This is a genomic window from Neobacillus citreus, from assembly GCF_018343545.2.
In the GTDB taxonomy this organism is placed as follows: domain Bacteria; phylum Bacillota; class Bacilli; order Bacillales; family Cytobacillaceae; genus Neobacillus; species Neobacillus citreus.
The window spans coordinates 120342-136864 of sequence record NZ_JAGYPE020000006.1 but is presented as its reverse complement, the minus strand read 5'-3'; the positions used below and the strand labels follow the sequence as shown (position 1 = coordinate 136864).

The following is a 16523-nucleotide window of genomic DNA, read 5'->3' as shown; positions in this document are numbered from 1 at the left end:
ACGGCTGTAACAAGATTAGTAACTGGGGCTTTTTCTTTTTCAGGACAAGTTTGTATCCATGCTCAACGAATTTTTGTACAAAAAAATGTTTATCAGGCATTTTTGGAACAGTTTATCAAAGAAACAAGGGCTTTAAAAATTGGGGATCCAATGGAGGAGGCCACAGATATCGGGCCCATGATCACGGAGAAAGAAGCGGAGCGGGCAAAGCTTTGGATTGATGATGCCGTCAAAAATGGCGCGAAAATAGAAGTTGGCGGCGATCGAAAGGGGAACATTCTTTCCCCGACCATCTTGACTGATGTCGATCGTAATATGAAAATCATCGCAGAAGAGGTTTTTGCACCGATTGTATCAGTTATTCCGTTTGATACAGAAGAGGAAGTCATCGGATATGCCAATGACTCCATTTACGGTTTGCAAGCTGGTGTCTTCACCCAGGATATTGACCGGGCAATCCGGGTAGCAGACCAATTAGAAATAGGCGGTGTTTGGATTAACGATATTTCTACCTACCGGCAGGATAATATCCCTTACGGCGGTGTAAAACAAAGCGGTGTAGGCAGAGAAGGAATAAAATATGCCATAGAAGAAATGACGGAACTGAAATTTATTGGCATTAAATTAAAGTAGGGACGTGGGGACGGTTCTCATGCATCAAAGAATTTGTATGTGTTGTGGATCTATATTTGTACTGAAAAAGCAAACGGCTCACAAAAATGAGCCGTTTATTTTTGTCTATTCAAGTTTCTTTTCTAACTAATCAAGCATGTTGATTTGGTAATGTTGCCATCATCGGATAAATTGAGAATCGTACCAGTGGAACCTTATTTGACATTCTTCTGCTTACAAAATAATTGTAAACCCAGTTACGGGAAGGGCTCAGTCTAATACTACACAATCGTTTGATTAAATGACAAAATTTTTGGAGGAATTGTGATGGAAAGTCGATTAAATCAATAGTTATTTAGCTTTTATCCAAACGTTTAAGTAGGGTAATTGGTAGTAGAATTTGTTGCAAATTAGCGGATTTCCGAATTTGTGTATTACCTGCAAGAAATGACTCGCCTTAATCTGGCAGCATTCATCAAAATTTCCACGGAAATAGGGAGCAGAACGTTAATTTATTAACGTTTTGGGGGAATTTACTCAAACGTTTGTCTGACCGACAAGCATTTTCGTAAAAGTGGAAGAAAAAATCCTTCAGTATCAAGGCATTGAATCCGTTTAATTAAACGTTTGATTGGGTTGCACATGGGCAACACTTTGTTGGAATAGCTCGAACAAAGTGAAGCATGGGGACGGTTCTTTTGCCTCATTCTTATTTAATTATTGGAAATAATGATGCATGAGAACCGTCCCCATGTATCATCCTTATTAGATATACAATGACAACAATGTAGGCTATTTTTCATACTATATTTTGGGGGTGGAAAAATGCCAAGAGCAAATTACCGAAGTTCAGACGTTAGTTTAATGGCGAGGATGATGAGGGCAGAAGCTGAAGGTGAAGGAAAACTAGGAATGTTATATGTTGGAAATGTAATTGTAAATCGTCTTGTAGCAAATTGCTTAGACTTTAAAGGGTTAAGATCAATTAACTCAGTTATTTTTCAAGTACAAGGAGGAAATTTTTCCTTTGAAGCTGTTCAAAAAGGGAACGTATTTTATCAAAGGGCAAGAACTTCTGAAAAAAGATTAGCCAAACAAAACTTGGATTATTGGAGACAACACCCAGGAAAATATGCCCTTTGGTATTTTAATCCACATGCGCCATGCCCTCCAACATGGTATGATCAACCTCAATCTGGTCAATTTAAAAATCATTGTTATTACGAACCAAAAGCTGGAACATGTGATAGTGTGTATCAAGGGTAGGCCAGGGCATTGACCCGGTTTAATTAAACGTTTGATTAGGTTGGACATGGGCAACAATTTGCTGAATTACATCGAACAATATCGAGTGTTGGGACGGTTCTTATGCCTCACAAAGTGAGGCATAAGAACCGTCCCCATGCATCATTTCACCCCGCTCAAATCAATAAACGGGGTTGCCCCGCCGGTTACGCTTGGGAGGCGTCCGTCCCATTTTTCCAAGGCTTTTTCTTGTACTTCGATTTGTTTCAGTTGGATTAGCTCGGGTGTGACTTCTTCTTTTTTCAATTTTAATGACTCTGCTTCGGCTTGCGCTTGTGTAACTTGTTGTTCGGCTTCGATTTTGATTCGATCTAAATCCCTTTGGGCCTTTAACGCATTTTGTTCGGCTGTTTGCTTCAACTCAATCGCTTTGTTGAATTCCTCGCTAAAAGCAAATTCTTTAATATTGATATCTTCTAGGAGCATATAATACTTGGTTAATTTCTTGTCCAGCATTTCCTTCACTTTAGCCGATACTTCCGGGCGTTTTGAAATCAGCTCTTCTGCTGTATATTGGGCGGTAATCGCCTTTAAGGATTCGGCGATGGCGGGTTCCACGATGCGGGTACGATAATCAAGACCGATTTCCTGAAATAGCTTATTGACCGCTCCTGGATCGACCGAGTAATTGACGGCCACCTTGGTTGTAACCATTTGTAAATCCTTTGAAGCAGCACTTTGCGAGCTTTCTTCCTTTTGGACCCGGACCTCTATCTGTTCCACATTTTGAATGAATGGAATTTTAAAATGAAAGCCCTCCGTCAAAATCGTTGGCTTCACTGCTCCTAATTGCAACAAAACTCCTCGATGACCGGACTCCACCTTCGTGCTGGAAAAAATAAAAAGCACGATAACTAAGACTAAAATCACGCCACTGATTATATATTTTCCGTAATTCAAGGCACTCCTCCTTTCCTTCTCTTTAAAATATATGAATGGGAGGGTTGGTCTCATGCGGAAGCATGGGTATAAGTTCCCGTCTTACTTGAATATAAATAGGTGAAAACTATAGATGGAGGACTGTGTATGGCTTTCGTTGCAATCTATACGGTTGGCAGGCTCAATCACCCGTACAACCACCCGGCATCAAGTGAATTTTTCGAAGTGGGTAATGAAATCATTCATCAGGCGGCTAAAACTGGACAACTTATAGAGGTGTTTTCACCTGAAGGAGTCCCTATACCTGAAGAAGCTAAAAAGGGGAGTGGATTCCCTGTTCTTACTTTAACAATATGGAAAAACCTCGAAGGCTTATATCGTTTTACCTATTCAGGTCTGCATAAGCAAGCGTTGCGAGATCGAAGCAAATGGATGGAGCCTTACCAAGAAAGGCACCTTTCGTATGTAGTGTGGTGGGCAGAGAAGAAATGGGATGTGTCATGGAAGGAGGCTTTCAAGCGATACAGCCATTATATTCAGAATGGACCCACTCCTTTTGCGTTCGATTTTAAGGCTGCGTTTGATGAAAAAGGGGAGACGTGCTTGGTAAAGTGATGCATGGGGACGGTTCCTTTGCCTCAGTCTTATTTATTATTGGAAAGAATGATGCATGAGAACCGTCCCCATGCATCATCAAACGTTCAATAACATCGCTGTTTCATCACAGGAATGCAGTTTGGGGCAGTTTATGCAATCTTTCCACATCTTTTGAGGTAATTCATTTTTATCTACCACATTAAAACCTAACTTTGTAAAAAATTCAATTTGATAGGTTAATGATATTAGTTTGGTAATTTCCAAGTTTGCTGTTTCTTTCATAATTTGTTGTACCAGTGCTTTTCCTATTCCTTTTCCAACATAAGCAGGGCTGACGGCTAATGACCTTACCTCAGCTAAATTCCGGTCAAGGATTGTCAAACTGCAAATTCCAACAACTTCGTCATTTAAAACTGCAACAACGAAACTTTGCAGATTTTCATAGATAGAAGGATAAGTTCTCGCCAACAGCTTTCCTTCTTTGGCATACTTTGATAATAATTTATAGATACTTTCTGTATCGCTCATTATCGCTTTTCGAATGATCATAGAAAATCCCCCAGGAGAATATATCAAATTAAAAATATCTAACTTTGGTTAGATATTAATAAATATACATCAGTTCGGATTTTTATACAATGGTATATTCGCTGATTTTCCCGTTTTAGATATTTTTTCTCTTCGGGGAAGTAAAAAGGCCCGACTAGCACCTAACCGGTTGTCGGGCAATTTATGTGCGGGATTCTAATTGTACCCATGTCACACCCTTGCACCACTCCTCTAAGACGTTCCCATTACTTTTTGGCCCTGCGGTTGTGTGTTGTTTGGGTTCGGCTCTAAAGTGATTCCGATAGCGTCAAACGATAGGGCTTGGGGGAGGCGGTAGGTGATTAGGCCGTTGCCGTTTTGATCAGGCTTTAAAGTCCCCGCATTTTGCCGAGTGCCGTTTTTTAACAGCCACACTTGGTATACTTCCTCATCATTGGTACGCGGCATATTATTTAATTCGATGACAAGATTGGTGGTGCCGCCTTCTTGAAGAAGGTAAGCATTGCCGTTTGCCGAAGCGGCTAAACCCTGTCCTTTTAGGAATATGTCGAAACAATGTGAGGTGGGACCGCTTCTTTCGTTTTTATGGCTGTAATCGTATCTATTAATTGAAGATTCAAAAATAAAGTTCATGACTTCTGCTTTCAGTGTTACAGGAAGGTACACCTTCAGAGGCAAAGGGACGGTTCTTCTGCCTCATTATTTGATTTTCTTTTGGATAAAATGGGGCATTAGAACCGTCCCCATGCATCCTACTGCAAAGCCCCGGCCATTGCTATTAGGCTTCGAATGTATCGAAATGCAGTGATAAAATCGTTCGTTTCAAAACGGTGGGTTTTTGGATTTGTCTTCTCTACAATCGGCAAAATTCCTGCAGCATCTGCTAATCCCGAATTTAGGTAGGAAATTTCAACTACAAATGGACCTTGCATTAATACAGGTTTGATTTCTGGAATGCGTGAAAGAGATGCCATGGTCTTTTCTCTTATTAAATCCCGTGCTCTTTGCGGACTTAAGTTTCGTGCGGATTGTCGATTAATAGTACGTTTTACGATGGCAGTTTCAATTCCTGGAATGAGGTCTGTAGCCTCACTAGCTATATGTTGACATCCCGAAACAAGGACAACAGGTACACCAAAATGTCCAGCAATCCCTGCATTTATTGCGAACTCCCCCATGTCTTTATTATTAATTTTTATGTTTTCGATGACACCTCCATGAAAGGTATGATTCAATATACCGTCATTTCCCATTCTTGAATGGTACCCTAAAAAAATGGCAGCATCATAATTTGAACTAATTCCTTCCATCATCGCAAGAGGTTTTGGAGAACCAGTAATATATTCAGCAGATTGGTGTATAGCCTCTGGAATTAGATTACGCATCGTCCCATGTGAATCATTTACGACAACTTCTGTTGCACCTCTGGCTAATGCTCCGTCTATACACGCATTTACTTCTTCCGTCATTAACATTCTGGCTCGGTCGTGTTCTCGTCCGTCGCGGGAAGTATGCTCGCGGTGAACAACTCCAGCAACACCTTCAATATCCGCAGAAATAAAAACTTTCAAACTTAATCCCTCCTAATAAAACCTATTAAACTAAATTTCCTTATTTATACTACATTTCCTATTTTTATAAAAATAGGTTGAAATAGGTTTTTAGCTGTAATATACTATAACAAAAGATTCAGAAAAGTTCAACAAATAGAAGAGGTGATCGATTTTGTATCCTATGAAACTAGTAGATGTATATCGAGGAAACAGAGTGGAAAGTTCTCATTTTGGGCATATAGCCGTAGTGGATTCAGAGGGTAAATTACTTTATTCAGTTGGCAATCCGAAGCGGGCAACTTATGCCAGGTCTTCTGTTAAACCGCTTCAAGCAATACCAGTAGTAGAAACAGGAGCTGCAGACCATTACGAACTAAGTGAACAGGATTTATCGTTATGCTGTGCTTCACATAGTGGGGAAGCCCAACATACTGATCGGGTACTAGCAATTCTTGGAAGGGCTGGTATTGAAGACTCTTCATTAAAGTGCGGCACACATATTCCTCACGCACATGATACATATAAGAACTTGATTGCCGCAGGAAAAGAACTCACGCCTTTATATAACAATTGTTCAGGAAAACATACCGGGATGCTGATTACAGCTAAACACAATCATGAGACGCTAGAGGACTATTATTTACTTAGCCATCCCGTACAGCAAAGAATACTGAAAACGCTATCCGAGGTAACGGATTTCCCAATTGAAAAGATTGAAATGGGAGTAGACGGATGCGGCGTTCCCGTGCATGCCTTGCCATTGGAACGATTGGCTTATGGATTTGCAAGAATGGCACGGCCGGATTCATTAGGGGAAGACCGAGCTAAGGTGGCTAACCGGATTACTACTGCCATGATGAAGTATCCAGAAATGGTCGGAGGAACAGGGCGTTTCTGTACTGATTTTATGAAGACAGCGAAAGGCCGTTTATTTGGCAAGGCCGGGGCCGAAGGAGTCTATTTAATAGGGGATCGCGAAACCGGCCTTGGAATTGCGATAAAAATAGAAGATGGGAATGGGCGTGCAGTCTACCCGGCAGTTATTGAGACGTTAAGACAGCTTGGTTTCTTGGAGGAGGAACAGATTAACAGCCTAATGCATCACTATCTTCCTGTATTAAAAAATGCCCGCCAAGAGAATATTGGCGAACTGGTTCCATCATTTACGTTGCAAACGTGCTAAAGCACTATTGTAAAAAAAATTTTTAGTAAGGGGGAAACGATTTGTTAAAGAAAAAATATCTATCTGCTTTTCTAACCGCTTTTATTGCATTAATTTTGGTACTAGCAGGATGCTCCGGAAAATCTAGTACGGATGCAGACAAAAAGACCAAGACAGAGAGTAATCCTAAAGAACAGCCGCTTGCGAAAAAGGAGGGTAATTCCCTTACCATTGCAGTTTCGGCTAACCTTATCAGCATGGATCCGCAAGATACAAATGACACATTGTCAGGATCCATCCAATCGACTATGTTAGAAGGACTTGTTGGTTTTGACAAGGATATGAAAATGATTCCTGTATTAGCAGAAAGCTATGAAGCTAGCGATGATGCAAAGGTATTCACTTTCAAGCTAAGACAGGGGGTCAAGTTCCATGACGGCACCCCGTTTAATGCAGAGGCTGTAAAAGTAAATATTGACCGGGTAGCAAATCCGGAGAACAAATTAAAACGTTACAGTATGTTTGAGCTTGTTGAAAAAACAGAAGCAGTTGATGAGTACACATTCAGAGTTACATTAAAGGAACCATTTGGTGCCATGCTGAATAACTTTGCTCACCCAGCTGCAAGACTCATGAGCCCTGCGGCTATTGAAAAGTATGGAAAAGATGTAGCTACTCACCCAGTCGGAACGGGTCCGTTCAAATTTGCTGAGTGGGATCAAAGTGATCACTTATCGGTTGAAAAGAACCCAGACTATTGGCAGAAAGGATTGCCAAAAGTGGACGGTATCAAATTCAAGCCTGTACCTGAAAACGGTGCCCGTGTAGCCATGCTGCAAACAGGTGAAGCTGATTATATTTACCCGATCCCTACTGAACAAGCGGAATCGATAAATGGAAAAGATGGAATCGTAGTAGAAAATAAGCAATCCATTGTGGCGCGCTATATGACGATGAATACTACGAAGAAGCCTTATAATGATGTGAAGGTACGTCAAGCTATTAACTACGCCATAAATAAAGAAGCATTTTTAAAGGTAGTTTATAGTGGATACGGCAGCAAATTGGATTCTATTATTCCGGAAAAGCTTCAATTCTATTCTAAACAGACGCCATATCCTTATGATCCCGAAAAGGCTAAAAAGTTGTTGAAAGAAGCAGGATATGAAAATGGTTTTGAAACGACGATATGGGGCGCAAATAGCTCGACTACAATGAAGGCTATGGAGTTCATCCAACAGCAGCTATCACAGGTAGGCATCAAAGTAAGTGTTGTTCCAATGGAGTCCGGTACACTCTCAGATAAAATTTGGAATGTTCAAAATCCAAAAGACGCTGAAGTGGAACTCTATTATGGCGGCTGGTCTTCTTCCACAGGGGATGCGGACTGGGGAATCCGTCCATTGTTAGCTGGACAATCTGCACCTCCAAAATCCTATAACACTGCCTATTATGAAAATAAAAAAGTAGATGAATTGATTAAGTCAGCACTACAGACAGCGGATTCAGGAAAACGCAAAGAGGCCTATGCTGAAATACAGAAACTCGTTTGGGAAGATGCACCTTGGGCTTATTTGGTTGTCGATGATACGATTTCAGGGAAAAAGAATTACGTAGATGGTATTTACTTGCTTCCTGATGGGGCGATGAACGCAAACAACGCTGAAATAAAAAAATAGAAAATAGTAGTGGGCGCTAATGATGAATTAGCGCTCACTATATATCGGAAGGAGGAGGGTTATGTTTCGTTATATTGTAAAACGCTTGTTGGGGGTTATCCCTACTCTATTCATTGTTTCAATTTTCATATTTATGTTTGTCCATATGATACCGGGGGATCCGGCACGGCTCGTAGCAGGACCTGATGCAAGCCATAAGGATATTGAACTTGTCCGTCAAGAACTTGGTTTGGATAAACCTGTCGTGACACAATACTTTACATATGTAGGCAACCTCTTTCAGGGAGATTTGGGTACATCTATGAAAACAAAGCGCCCAGTATACGATGAGATTGCCGCCAGATTCATGCCGACATTTTGGTTAACGGTTTGGAGCATGGTCTGGGCAATTGTATTTGGGCTGTTAATTGGTGTTATCTCCGCAACAAAGAGGAATAAGTGGCAGGACTATACGGGAATGTTTGGTGCGGTATCCGGAATTTCGCTGCCATCTTTTTGGCTCGGTTTGATGCTGATTCAATTATTTTCGGTCATGTTAGGTTGGTTTCCGACAGGAGGAAATGACTCCTGGAAGAGTTATATTTTGCCGTCACTCACTTTGGGGGCCGGGGTAGCAGCTGTTATTGCTCGTTTTACTCGTTCTTCCTTGATGGATATTTTAAGAGAGGATTATATCCGTACTGGGAGGGCCAAAGGACTTAAGGAAAATGCAGTAGTTTGGAAGCATGCTTTAAAAAATGCAATGATTCCTGTTGTTACCATGACGGGATTGCAGTTTGGGTTTTTATTAGGAGGATCCATTGTGGTTGAGACTGTATTCAGCTGGCCCGGCCTTGGCCGCTTGTTAATTGATTCGGTATCTTTCCGCGATTATCCATTAATTCAAGGTGAAATGTTGCTTTTTGCCTTAGAGTTCATTTTGATTAATCTGATTGTAGATGTTTTATACGGGGTCATGAATCCGCAAATTCGTTATGAGTAATGAGAGGGGGAAGAAAATTGGAAAATGGAACGATAGTTGTTCAATCGACTGAACAGGTTACCCATCAAGAAGTTGAAAAGGTACGAACCCCGTTTAAGGAGTTTTGGCGGAAATTTAAAAAACAGCGGTTGGCATTGGTTGCCGGATGTTTTGTTGGATTCCTATTTATAATAGCTATTTTAGGCCCGATTATTACTCCCTATTCTTCGATAGAGCCAGACTATGAAAATATTTTAAGTCCGCCATCAATGGAGCATTTTGCTGGAACAGATGCTTTTGGCAGGGATATATTCAGCCGGATTATTGAAGGAACAAGAATTTCTCTTTTTGTTGGTTTAAGTTCCGTACTTGTGGGTGCTTTGGGAGGAACGGTCCTTGGTCTCATAAGTGGATTCTATGGTGGATGGATCGATAGTATAATCATGCGATTTTGTGATGTGTTATTCGCCTTCCCGGGTATTTTGCTGGCAATTGGTATTATTGCCATTTTAGGACCAGGTCTGGGGAATGTTATCATTGCCGTAGCCATATTTGGCATCCCAACATTTGCAAGGATTGTTAGAAGCAGCACTCTTTCTATTAAAGCCACTGTATACGTTGAATCAGCAAGATCTATAGGGGCACCAGCTAAACGGATTATTTGGAAACATATCTTCCCAGGTACTGTTTCAAGTATTATTGTGTATTTTACTATGAGAATCGGAACATCGATTCTAACGGCTGCCAGTCTTAGCTTTTTAGGGTTGGGTGCCCAGCCCCCATCTCCGGAATGGGGTGCGATGCTTAGTTCCGGCAGGGATTTCTTAAATACAGCCCCGCATGTCACCATTTTTCCTGGCTTAGCTATTTTTATAACGGTACTAGCATTCAATCTGTTGGGCGATGGGTTACGAGATGCCCTTGATCCAAAGATGAAAGATTAAGAGACAGGGAGCGATTATATGAACAATAAGCTGTTAGAAATATCAAACTTAAAAACTTATTTTTTCGTGGATAATCGTCAGATTCCTGCAGTTAACGGGGTCGATCTATATATAAATGAGGGGGAAACACTGGGGGTTGTGGGGGAATCCGGATGTGGGAAGAGCGTGACATCGCTTTCTGTAATGGGTTTACTTGAGCACACTCCAGGAAGAGTAGTAGATGGTTCCATTCATTTCAAGGAGAAAAATCTTTTGTCATTGTCGGCGGACGAACTGAGAGAAATCCGCGGCAATGAAATAGCGATGATCTTTCAGGAACCGATGACCTCACTGAATCCGGTCTATAAAATCGGCGAGCAAATTGGTGAGGCTGTTAAGCTCCATTTAAAATATGACAAAAAAAGGGCTAGAGAACATGTGATTAATATGTTGATGCTTGTTGGAATCCCACGTGCTGAGGAAATAATAGATGAATATCCCCATCAGCTATCCGGAGGAATGAGGCAAAGGGTCATGATTGCAATGGCTATGGCATGCAACCCAACACTATTGATTGCAGATGAGCCAACGACTGCACTAGATGTAACGATTCAAGCTCAAATCTTAGAGCTTATGAAAAAATTAAAAAATGAAAAAGGGACAGCGATCATGCTCATTACGCATGATTTAGGTGTCGTAGCAGAAATGTGTGATCGCGTAGTAGTGATGTATGCCGGGAAAGTGGTAGAGGAAGCTGATGTCATAGAGATCTTTGAGAACCCAAAACATCCTTATACGAAAGGATTACTTAACTCTGTTCCAAAGCTTGGGCAAAAGACGAATAGACTTGATCCTATTCCTGGAAATGTCCCCAATCCTGCTAATATGCCGAAAGGCTGCAAATTTGCTCCCCGCTGTTCAGAAGCAATGGATATTTGTAACGAAAACGAACCAGATTTGCGGCAAATTTCAAACGGACATCAATGTCGCTGTTTCCTATATCAGAAGGAACTGACAAAGGGGGCAAAATAAATGGCAGAACTGTTGGTAGAGGCAAAAAATTTAAAGAAACACTTTCCTATTAGAAAAGGATTGTTTGGGCAAAAAAAGTCATACGTTCGGGCTGTAGATGGAGTTTCACTTTCCATTCAAAAAGGCGAAACAATGGGATTAGTTGGAGAAAGCGGCTGCGGTAAGTCTACAACAGGCCGGATGATCATGAGGTTGCTTGCGCCAACTGAAGGAGAAATTTGGTTTAATGGAAGAGATATTAGCAAGTTAAATGACAAACAATTACAAGAAACAAGAAAAGAATTACAAATGATATTTCAAGATCCTTATGCCTCCTTAAATCCACGTATGAATATTGGGGATATTATTGGTGAGCCTTTAGTCATTCATGGCATGATGACAAAAAAAGAAAGAGAAAAAAGAGTGCACGAACTATTAGAATATGTTGGTCTTAGTTCGTATCAAGCAAACCGTTATGCCCATGAATTTAGTGGAGGACAGCGACAAAGAATTGGGATTGCACGTGCATTGGCCGTAAATCCAAAACTAATCGTAGCAGATGAACCAGTTTCGGCATTAGATGTTTCCATTCAATCCCAAGTATTAAACCTAATGCAGGATCTACAGAAGGAATTTGGATTAACCTATCTCTTTATTTCTCATGATCTGAGTGTTGTAGAGCATATTAGTGACCGTGTAGGCGTAATGTACCTTGGAAGAATCGTGGAAATTGCCAGTAAAGAGTCCATATACGCGAATCCATTACACCCGTACACTAAAGCATTAATGTCTGCAGTACCTATTGCCAATCCGCGTATAAAAAGAGAACGAATTGTTTTGCAAGGAGATATTCCAAGTCCATCGAAACCTCCGACAGGATGTACCTTCCATCCCCGTTGCAGTGCTTGTATGGAAATCTGTAAAACTGTAGTTCCTGAGTTGATAGAAATTGAGCCAGGGCACTTTTCCGCCTGCCATTTATATAATCAATAAACGATAATTGGCGCTTAAGGATAAAGGAGTGAAAGTGATGTGGCCAAAAAAGTATTAACTATTATTTCCATTCAGGATGAATATCTGTCAATGATTTCAAAGCAACTGATAGAAATTGCTGGAGATTTAATCAGGATTCGTCCAATTTCGATTAAGAATTTATCCAGAGAGGAAATTTCAAAAGATGATATTGTTCTATTAGGATCAAACTTTATTTTTCCGCTTGTTCGTCCCTTTTTGCCAGATGGAGCTAAATATGTAATAGCAGAACGAGGATTTAATTATGTAAATATGGCTAAGCTGCTTTCATCTCCTAAAGGAAAAAATATTTTAATTGTAAACGACACAAAGCAAAACACAGATGAAACAGTTAAAGCACTTCAAGAGGCAGTGTTTGAGCATAACTATTTTGGCTATAATCCGGATTCTGATATTCCTTTAAATATTGATTATGTAGTTACTCTAGGGGAGATACAACTAGTTCCAGAAGGTGGATTTGAAGTAATCGATATAGGCTACCGAGTTCTTGCCTTGGAAACGGTTTTTGAAGTATTTAAATTGCTTGGATTAGATTGTTCTCACTTCTTTTTAACCAATCGTTATATGAAATCCCTAGTCGCGGTATCTAATGAAAACAATAATTTAAAGACTTCTGCCTCCTATAGTAAATGGACTGGGGAGGGGGAGGGAAAAACAGCCAAGTATTTTTTTGATGATGTGATAGCAAATAGTAAGGCGATGAACGATACTTTATACATTGCAAAAAAGCTTGCTAAAATGAGTGACCCTGTACATATTTTTGGGGAAACTGGCACCGGAAAAAGAATGCTCGCACAGGCCATTCATAACGATTCTTTAATGAAAGATGGACCGTATCTTAGCATCAATTGTGCAGGATGGCCTCCAGATGTACTGGAAAGAGACTTTTATGGAACAGAATTTGATGGGCAGATTACTCCGGGCCTTTTTGAAATGGCAAATGGCGGGACGCTATGCATTGAAGAAATTGATGAACTGCCTATTTCCTTGCAAGGCAGACTTCTTCAAACGATTGAGGAAGGCCAAGTTATTAGGTTAGGAGGGAAACAGCCAATTTCCGTACAGGTAAGGATAATTACGATTAGTACTAATGATCTTTCATTGTTAATGGATGAGAATAAATTTCGTAAGGATCTATTTTATTATTTGGCTGTATTAACCTGTAAAGTTCCTTCTTTGTCAGAGAGAAAGGAAGATTTTGAATCGCTCATTCAGACTTATCTTCAATCCCATTTATTTCATGAAAAATTGGTTATACCCCCTGATATGATTAACCTTCTGAAACACTATTCTTGGCCAGGAAATGTAAAAGAATTATTCAATGCTGTTTCATACATGGCTTGCTTGGTGGAAAAGGAATTAACGTTAGAGTCATTGCCGTTTTATATTAAGGGCAGGCTTCAAAAAAATATAAAGGAATCCATTCCTTTGCAAGAAATGACTGAGAGTGAATTAAATGAACTTATTTTAAATATTGAAGAACACGGATTCTTAGAAGAGAGCCTTGCAATACTTGAGATTTTTGAACTAGGTAAGAAACAGTGTGAATCATTTGGCCGTACAGTTGTTAAGGGAAGGCTTCAGGAAAATGGACTTACTCTTTCGGAACAGCAATTGCGATTACGACTAGAAGTCCTTAACCAATTGGAATTGTTGAATGTTCGTCAAGGTCGTTCAGGAACAACCATATCTAGAAAAGGTGAGTTATTTTTACAAATGATTCGTTTAAAAACAACTTGATTAAACCACATGAGCTCAGAAATAAGTTTTGGTGGTGTTGAAAATGGAGTAGAATTCGGTTGCATGATCTTGGCATAGTCATCGGAAGAATTGATGGAAATAATGGAAGAGTGCGCGAGGCAATCCCTTACCACAAATTAATAGGGCAATCTTCTTAAGGAGAGGGTAGAAATGATTTCAGCCTATTTTAACGGTAAATTTGTTGATGCTAATGATCCGGTTATACCAATTGATGAAAGAGGCCATCAATTTGGTGATGGTGTATACGAGGTTATCAGAATTTATAACGGAAAACCCTTTATGCTAGAAGAACATGTAGATAGATTATATCAGAGTGCATATGCTATAAAATTACAGATTGATCCCGATTGCGGTGCTCTCAAAAATACCATGTTGGAACTCATTAGAGAAAGTGGCTTAATAAATCTTGATCTTTATGTACAGGTGACAAGGGGGATGGCATCAAGAAATCATTTGTTTCCAGATTGCCCCGTATCTGTCTCAATGACCGTTAAACCTTTTCGAACAATAAAGATTGGAGAAAAGGGGGCCGGTGTCACTTTCCTCCCGGATGAACGTTGGCAAAACTGCTTTATAAAATCACTAAACTTGTTACCGAATATTTTGGCTAAACAATCTGCTTATGAGAAAGGATTTCTAGAAGCAGTTTTAGTACGAGATGGTAAAGTGACTGAGGGAACGAGTTCTAATGTATATATCGTAAAAAATTCATCCATCATTACAACACCACTATCAAAACATATTTTGTCCGGAATTACAAGAATGGCAGTAAAGGGCATAGCAATAGAGAATGGAATTCCGTTTATCGAAAAACAGTTCACCCCAGATGAAATGATCCAAGCAGACGAAATATTCATTACTAGCACAACAATGGAAATTATGCCGATTGTTCGAGTTGAAGATCATGAAATCAATGGAGGGGAAGTAGGGACTATTACAAGGACCTTACAAGAACAATTCAAGGAGAGAATATTTCATTCTATTCCAGTCTGATTTAGAGCATGGGGACGGTTCTTGTGCCTCACAATGTGAGGCATGAGAACCGTCCCCATGTCACACACCAATCCTCTAAGACGTTCCCATCACTTTTTGGCCCTGCGGTTGTGTGTTGTTTGGGTTCGGCTCTAAAGTGATTCCGATAGCGTCAAACGATAGGGCTTGGGGGAGGCGGTAGGTGATTAGGCCGTTGCCGTTTTGATCAGGCTTTAAAGTCCCCGCATTTTGCCGAGTGCCGTTTTTTAACAGCCACACTTGGTATACTTCCTCATTATTGGTACGCGGCATATTATTTAATTCGATGACAAGATTGGTGGTGCCGCCTTCTTGAAGGAGGTAAGCATTGCCGTTTGCCGAAGAGGCTAAACCCTGCCCTTTTAGGATATAGGTCGATACAATTTGGGATGTGTCCGCTTCTTTCGTTTCTAAGGCTGTAATCGTCTCTTTTAATTGAAGGTTATTCCAAAATAGTCCGACTAAGCCGATGACTAGAACGACAGCAACAGCAGTGGATAACGGCGAGAAATGCTTCTTGAAATGGAGTTTGAATTGTACGATCAAGCTTTTCTTCGCTGTTTCTACTTTCTGGTCCTGCTGCGGTGCTTCCTTCTCTTCAAAAATAAAGTTCATGACTTCTGCTTTCAGTGTTTCTGGAACGTCCACCTCTTCTACTTCATAAGAAAGGGTCTGCCATAATCCTTGCAGTGATTCTAATTCGTGCTGACAGTGGGTACATGTTTTCAAATGGTCTTCAAATTCATCTTTTTCACGCGGAGTCAATTCATTAATCATATATAAAGACAGGTTTTCGCATTTATTTTCCATGCCGAACCCCTCCTTTTTCCTCACTAAAATAATTCCGAAGTTTTTTCAAGGTTTGATGCAGCCTGCTTTTAATAGTACCGAGCGGCTTCTGTTCTATTTCTGCAATTTCGCTTAAAGAGTAACCTTCCCAGTATAGAAGGTTGATGAGGCGTTGCTGTGGTTCAGAGAGATGGCGTTTGGCTTCCTGAATTTGTTGTTTTAATAGATTTCTTGAAACTTGCTGCAGGACATCCTCCGACTGCTGCCCCTGAATTTGCACCATGTCATTCAGTTCTAACGGGATGGTTCCGTTATGTTTTTGCTCTTTGCGAATGAGGTCAATCGCAATATTTCGGGTAATGGTAAGAAGCCAGTTCGCCAACTGTCCTTTTGCTGGATTATAGGTGCTTTTTGTTGTCCAAAGCCGGAGAAATACATGTTGGACTATTTCTTTTGTTTTATCTGTATCGCCCTTTGCTATTTTATAGGAGAAGCTATAGATAAGCTTTGCGTATCGGTCATATAGCTCTTCAAGTGCCGGACGATGCTTTTGGACAATTAGTCCAATCAGTTCTTCGTCTGTCTTCGATTTCATTGCCAGATTCTCTCCCTTACATTGCAGCGTTTTTACTAGTATAAATCATTGTGAAAGCGGAAGGGGAAACCTTTTCAAAATGAGAAAAAAGAACTGCCTGGCGG

Annotated in this window: 17 protein-coding genes; 11 read left to right on the top strand and 6 right to left on the bottom strand. The window is 40.4% G+C overall.

From position 1 onward, the window contains the following. Positions 1-633: aldehyde dehydrogenase family protein (locus KHB02_RS05855; protein WP_241113743.1), on the top strand; the 633-nt coding region annotated here is incomplete at its 5' end. A gap of 804 nt (positions 634-1437) precedes the next feature. Then, positions 1438-1878, top strand: coding sequence for a cell wall hydrolase (locus tag KHB02_RS05850; RefSeq protein ID WP_213143810.1), 441 nt, complete (start codon positions 1438-1440; stop codon positions 1876-1878). A 141-nt stretch (positions 1879-2019) separates the two neighbouring features. Here KHB02_RS05850 and KHB02_RS05845 read toward each other — a convergent pair whose 3' ends face one another. After that, entirely contained in the window at positions 2020-2817 is a 798-nt protein-coding gene (locus tag KHB02_RS05845) for a prohibitin family protein (protein ID WP_241113742.1), read from the bottom strand. A gap of 126 nt (positions 2818-2943) precedes the next feature. Here KHB02_RS05845 and KHB02_RS05840 point away from each other — a divergent pair, with 126 nt between their 5' ends. Further along, the gene (locus KHB02_RS05840) at positions 2944-3411 is read left to right on the top strand and encodes a DUF3291 domain-containing protein (RefSeq protein ID WP_213143812.1); all 468 of its coding nucleotides are present in this window, start codon (positions 2944-2946) and stop codon (positions 3409-3411) included. Positions 3412-3489: 78 nt separating this feature from the next. Here the strand turns inward: KHB02_RS05840 and KHB02_RS05835 are convergent, their stop codons facing one another. The 3 genes from KHB02_RS05835 to KHB02_RS05825 all read right to left on the bottom strand — a co-directional run bounded on the left by KHB02_RS05835 (position 3490) and on the right by KHB02_RS05825 (position 5513). Continuing rightward, positions 3490-3942, bottom strand: a complete 453-nt coding sequence (locus KHB02_RS05835) for an N-acetyltransferase (RefSeq protein WP_213143813.1) — start codon at positions 3940-3942, stop codon at positions 3490-3492. Positions 3943-4173: 231 nt separating this feature from the next. Continuing rightward, a complete protein-coding gene (locus tag KHB02_RS05830) occupies positions 4174-4620 on the bottom strand; it encodes an anti-sigma factor (protein ID WP_241113741.1) in 447 nt (148 codons plus the stop codon). A gap of 74 nt (positions 4621-4694) precedes the next feature. After that, positions 4695-5513, bottom strand: coding sequence for a M55 family metallopeptidase (locus tag KHB02_RS05825; protein WP_213143814.1), 819 nt, complete (start codon positions 5511-5513; stop codon positions 4695-4697). Positions 5514-5676: 163 nt separating this feature from the next. On the opposite strand from KHB02_RS05825, the gene KHB02_RS05820 reads away from it, so the two are divergent. The 8 genes from KHB02_RS05820 (at position 5677) to dat (ending at position 15017) form a co-directional block, all read left to right on the top strand. Beyond that, entirely contained in the window at positions 5677-6678 is a 1002-nt protein-coding gene (locus tag KHB02_RS05820; RefSeq protein ID WP_213144465.1) for an asparaginase, read from the top strand. 41 nt (positions 6679-6719) lie between these two features. Then, positions 6720-8336, top strand: a complete 1617-nt coding sequence (locus tag KHB02_RS05815; RefSeq protein ID WP_213143815.1) for a glutathione ABC transporter substrate-binding protein — start codon at positions 6720-6722, stop codon at positions 8334-8336. A 61-nt stretch (positions 8337-8397) separates the two neighbouring features. Next, complete coding sequence (gene gsiC / locus KHB02_RS05810) at positions 8398-9318, top strand: glutathione ABC transporter permease GsiC (protein ID WP_213143816.1); 921 nt, start codon at positions 8398-8400, stop codon at positions 9316-9318. Positions 9319-9335: 17 nt separating this feature from the next. Then, complete coding sequence (locus KHB02_RS05805; RefSeq protein ID WP_241113740.1) at positions 9336-10241, top strand: ABC transporter permease subunit; 906 nt, start codon at positions 9336-9338, stop codon at positions 10239-10241. An 18-nt stretch (positions 10242-10259) separates the two neighbouring features. Then, positions 10260-11252 carry an ABC transporter ATP-binding protein gene (locus KHB02_RS05800; RefSeq protein WP_213143818.1) on the top strand — a complete coding sequence of 331 codons (993 nt, stop codon included), beginning with the start codon at positions 10260-10262 and terminating at the stop codon, positions 11250-11252. After that, positions 11253-12224: an ABC transporter ATP-binding protein gene (locus tag KHB02_RS05795; protein ID WP_213143819.1), complete on the top strand. Its 972-nt coding sequence runs from the start codon at positions 11253-11255 to the stop codon at positions 12222-12224. It abuts the gene before it with no gap. Between the two features lie 39 nt (positions 12225-12263). Then, complete coding sequence (locus KHB02_RS05790; RefSeq protein WP_213143820.1) at positions 12264-14003, top strand: sigma 54-interacting transcriptional regulator; 1740 nt, start codon at positions 12264-12266, stop codon at positions 14001-14003. Between the two features lie 171 nt (positions 14004-14174). After that, complete coding sequence (gene dat, locus KHB02_RS05785) at positions 14175-15017, top strand: D-amino-acid transaminase (protein WP_213143821.1); 843 nt, start codon at positions 14175-14177, stop codon at positions 15015-15017. Between the two features lie 75 nt (positions 15018-15092). On the opposite strand, the gene KHB02_RS05780 is transcribed toward dat, so the two are convergent. Then, entirely contained in the window at positions 15093-15845 is a 753-nt protein-coding gene (locus KHB02_RS05780; protein ID WP_213143822.1) for an anti-sigma factor, read from the bottom strand. Next, positions 15835-16419: an RNA polymerase sigma factor gene (locus tag KHB02_RS05775; protein ID WP_213143823.1), complete on the bottom strand. Its 585-nt coding sequence runs from the start codon at positions 16417-16419 to the stop codon at positions 15835-15837. The genes KHB02_RS05780 and KHB02_RS05775 overlap by 11 nt, the downstream gene beginning before the upstream one ends. Between the last annotated feature and the right edge of the window lie 104 nt (positions 16420-16523).

What these genes read in the sequence shown, in the direction of transcription:
- gsiC (WP_213143816.1), top strand. Translation starts at nt 8,398, where the DNA reads ATGTTTCGTTATATTGTAAAACGCTTGTTGGGGGTTATCCCTACTCTA.
- KHB02_RS05780 (WP_213143822.1), bottom strand. Translation starts at nt 15,845, where the DNA reads ATGGAAAATAAATGCGAAAACCTGTCTTTATATATGATTAATGAATTG.
- KHB02_RS05800 (WP_213143818.1), top strand. Translation starts at nt 10,260, where the DNA reads ATGAACAATAAGCTGTTAGAAATATCAAACTTAAAAACTTATTTTTTC.
- KHB02_RS05835 (WP_213143813.1), bottom strand. Translation starts at nt 3,942, where the DNA reads ATGATCATTCGAAAAGCGATAATGAGCGATACAGAAAGTATCTATAAA.
- KHB02_RS05820 (WP_213144465.1), top strand. Translation starts at nt 5,677, where the DNA reads ATGAAACTAGTAGATGTATATCGAGGAAACAGAGTGGAAAGTTCTCAT.
- KHB02_RS05850 (WP_213143810.1), top strand. Translation starts at nt 1,438, where the DNA reads ATGCCAAGAGCAAATTACCGAAGTTCAGACGTTAGTTTAATGGCGAGG.
- KHB02_RS05795 (WP_213143819.1), top strand. Translation starts at nt 11,253, where the DNA reads ATGGCAGAACTGTTGGTAGAGGCAAAAAATTTAAAGAAACACTTTCCT.
- KHB02_RS05775 (WP_213143823.1), bottom strand. Translation starts at nt 16,419, where the DNA reads ATGAAATCGAAGACAGACGAAGAACTGATTGGACTAATTGTCCAAAAG.
- dat (WP_213143821.1), top strand. Translation starts at nt 14,175, where the DNA reads ATGATTTCAGCCTATTTTAACGGTAAATTTGTTGATGCTAATGATCCG.
- KHB02_RS05840 (WP_213143812.1), top strand. Translation starts at nt 2,944, where the DNA reads ATGGCTTTCGTTGCAATCTATACGGTTGGCAGGCTCAATCACCCGTAC.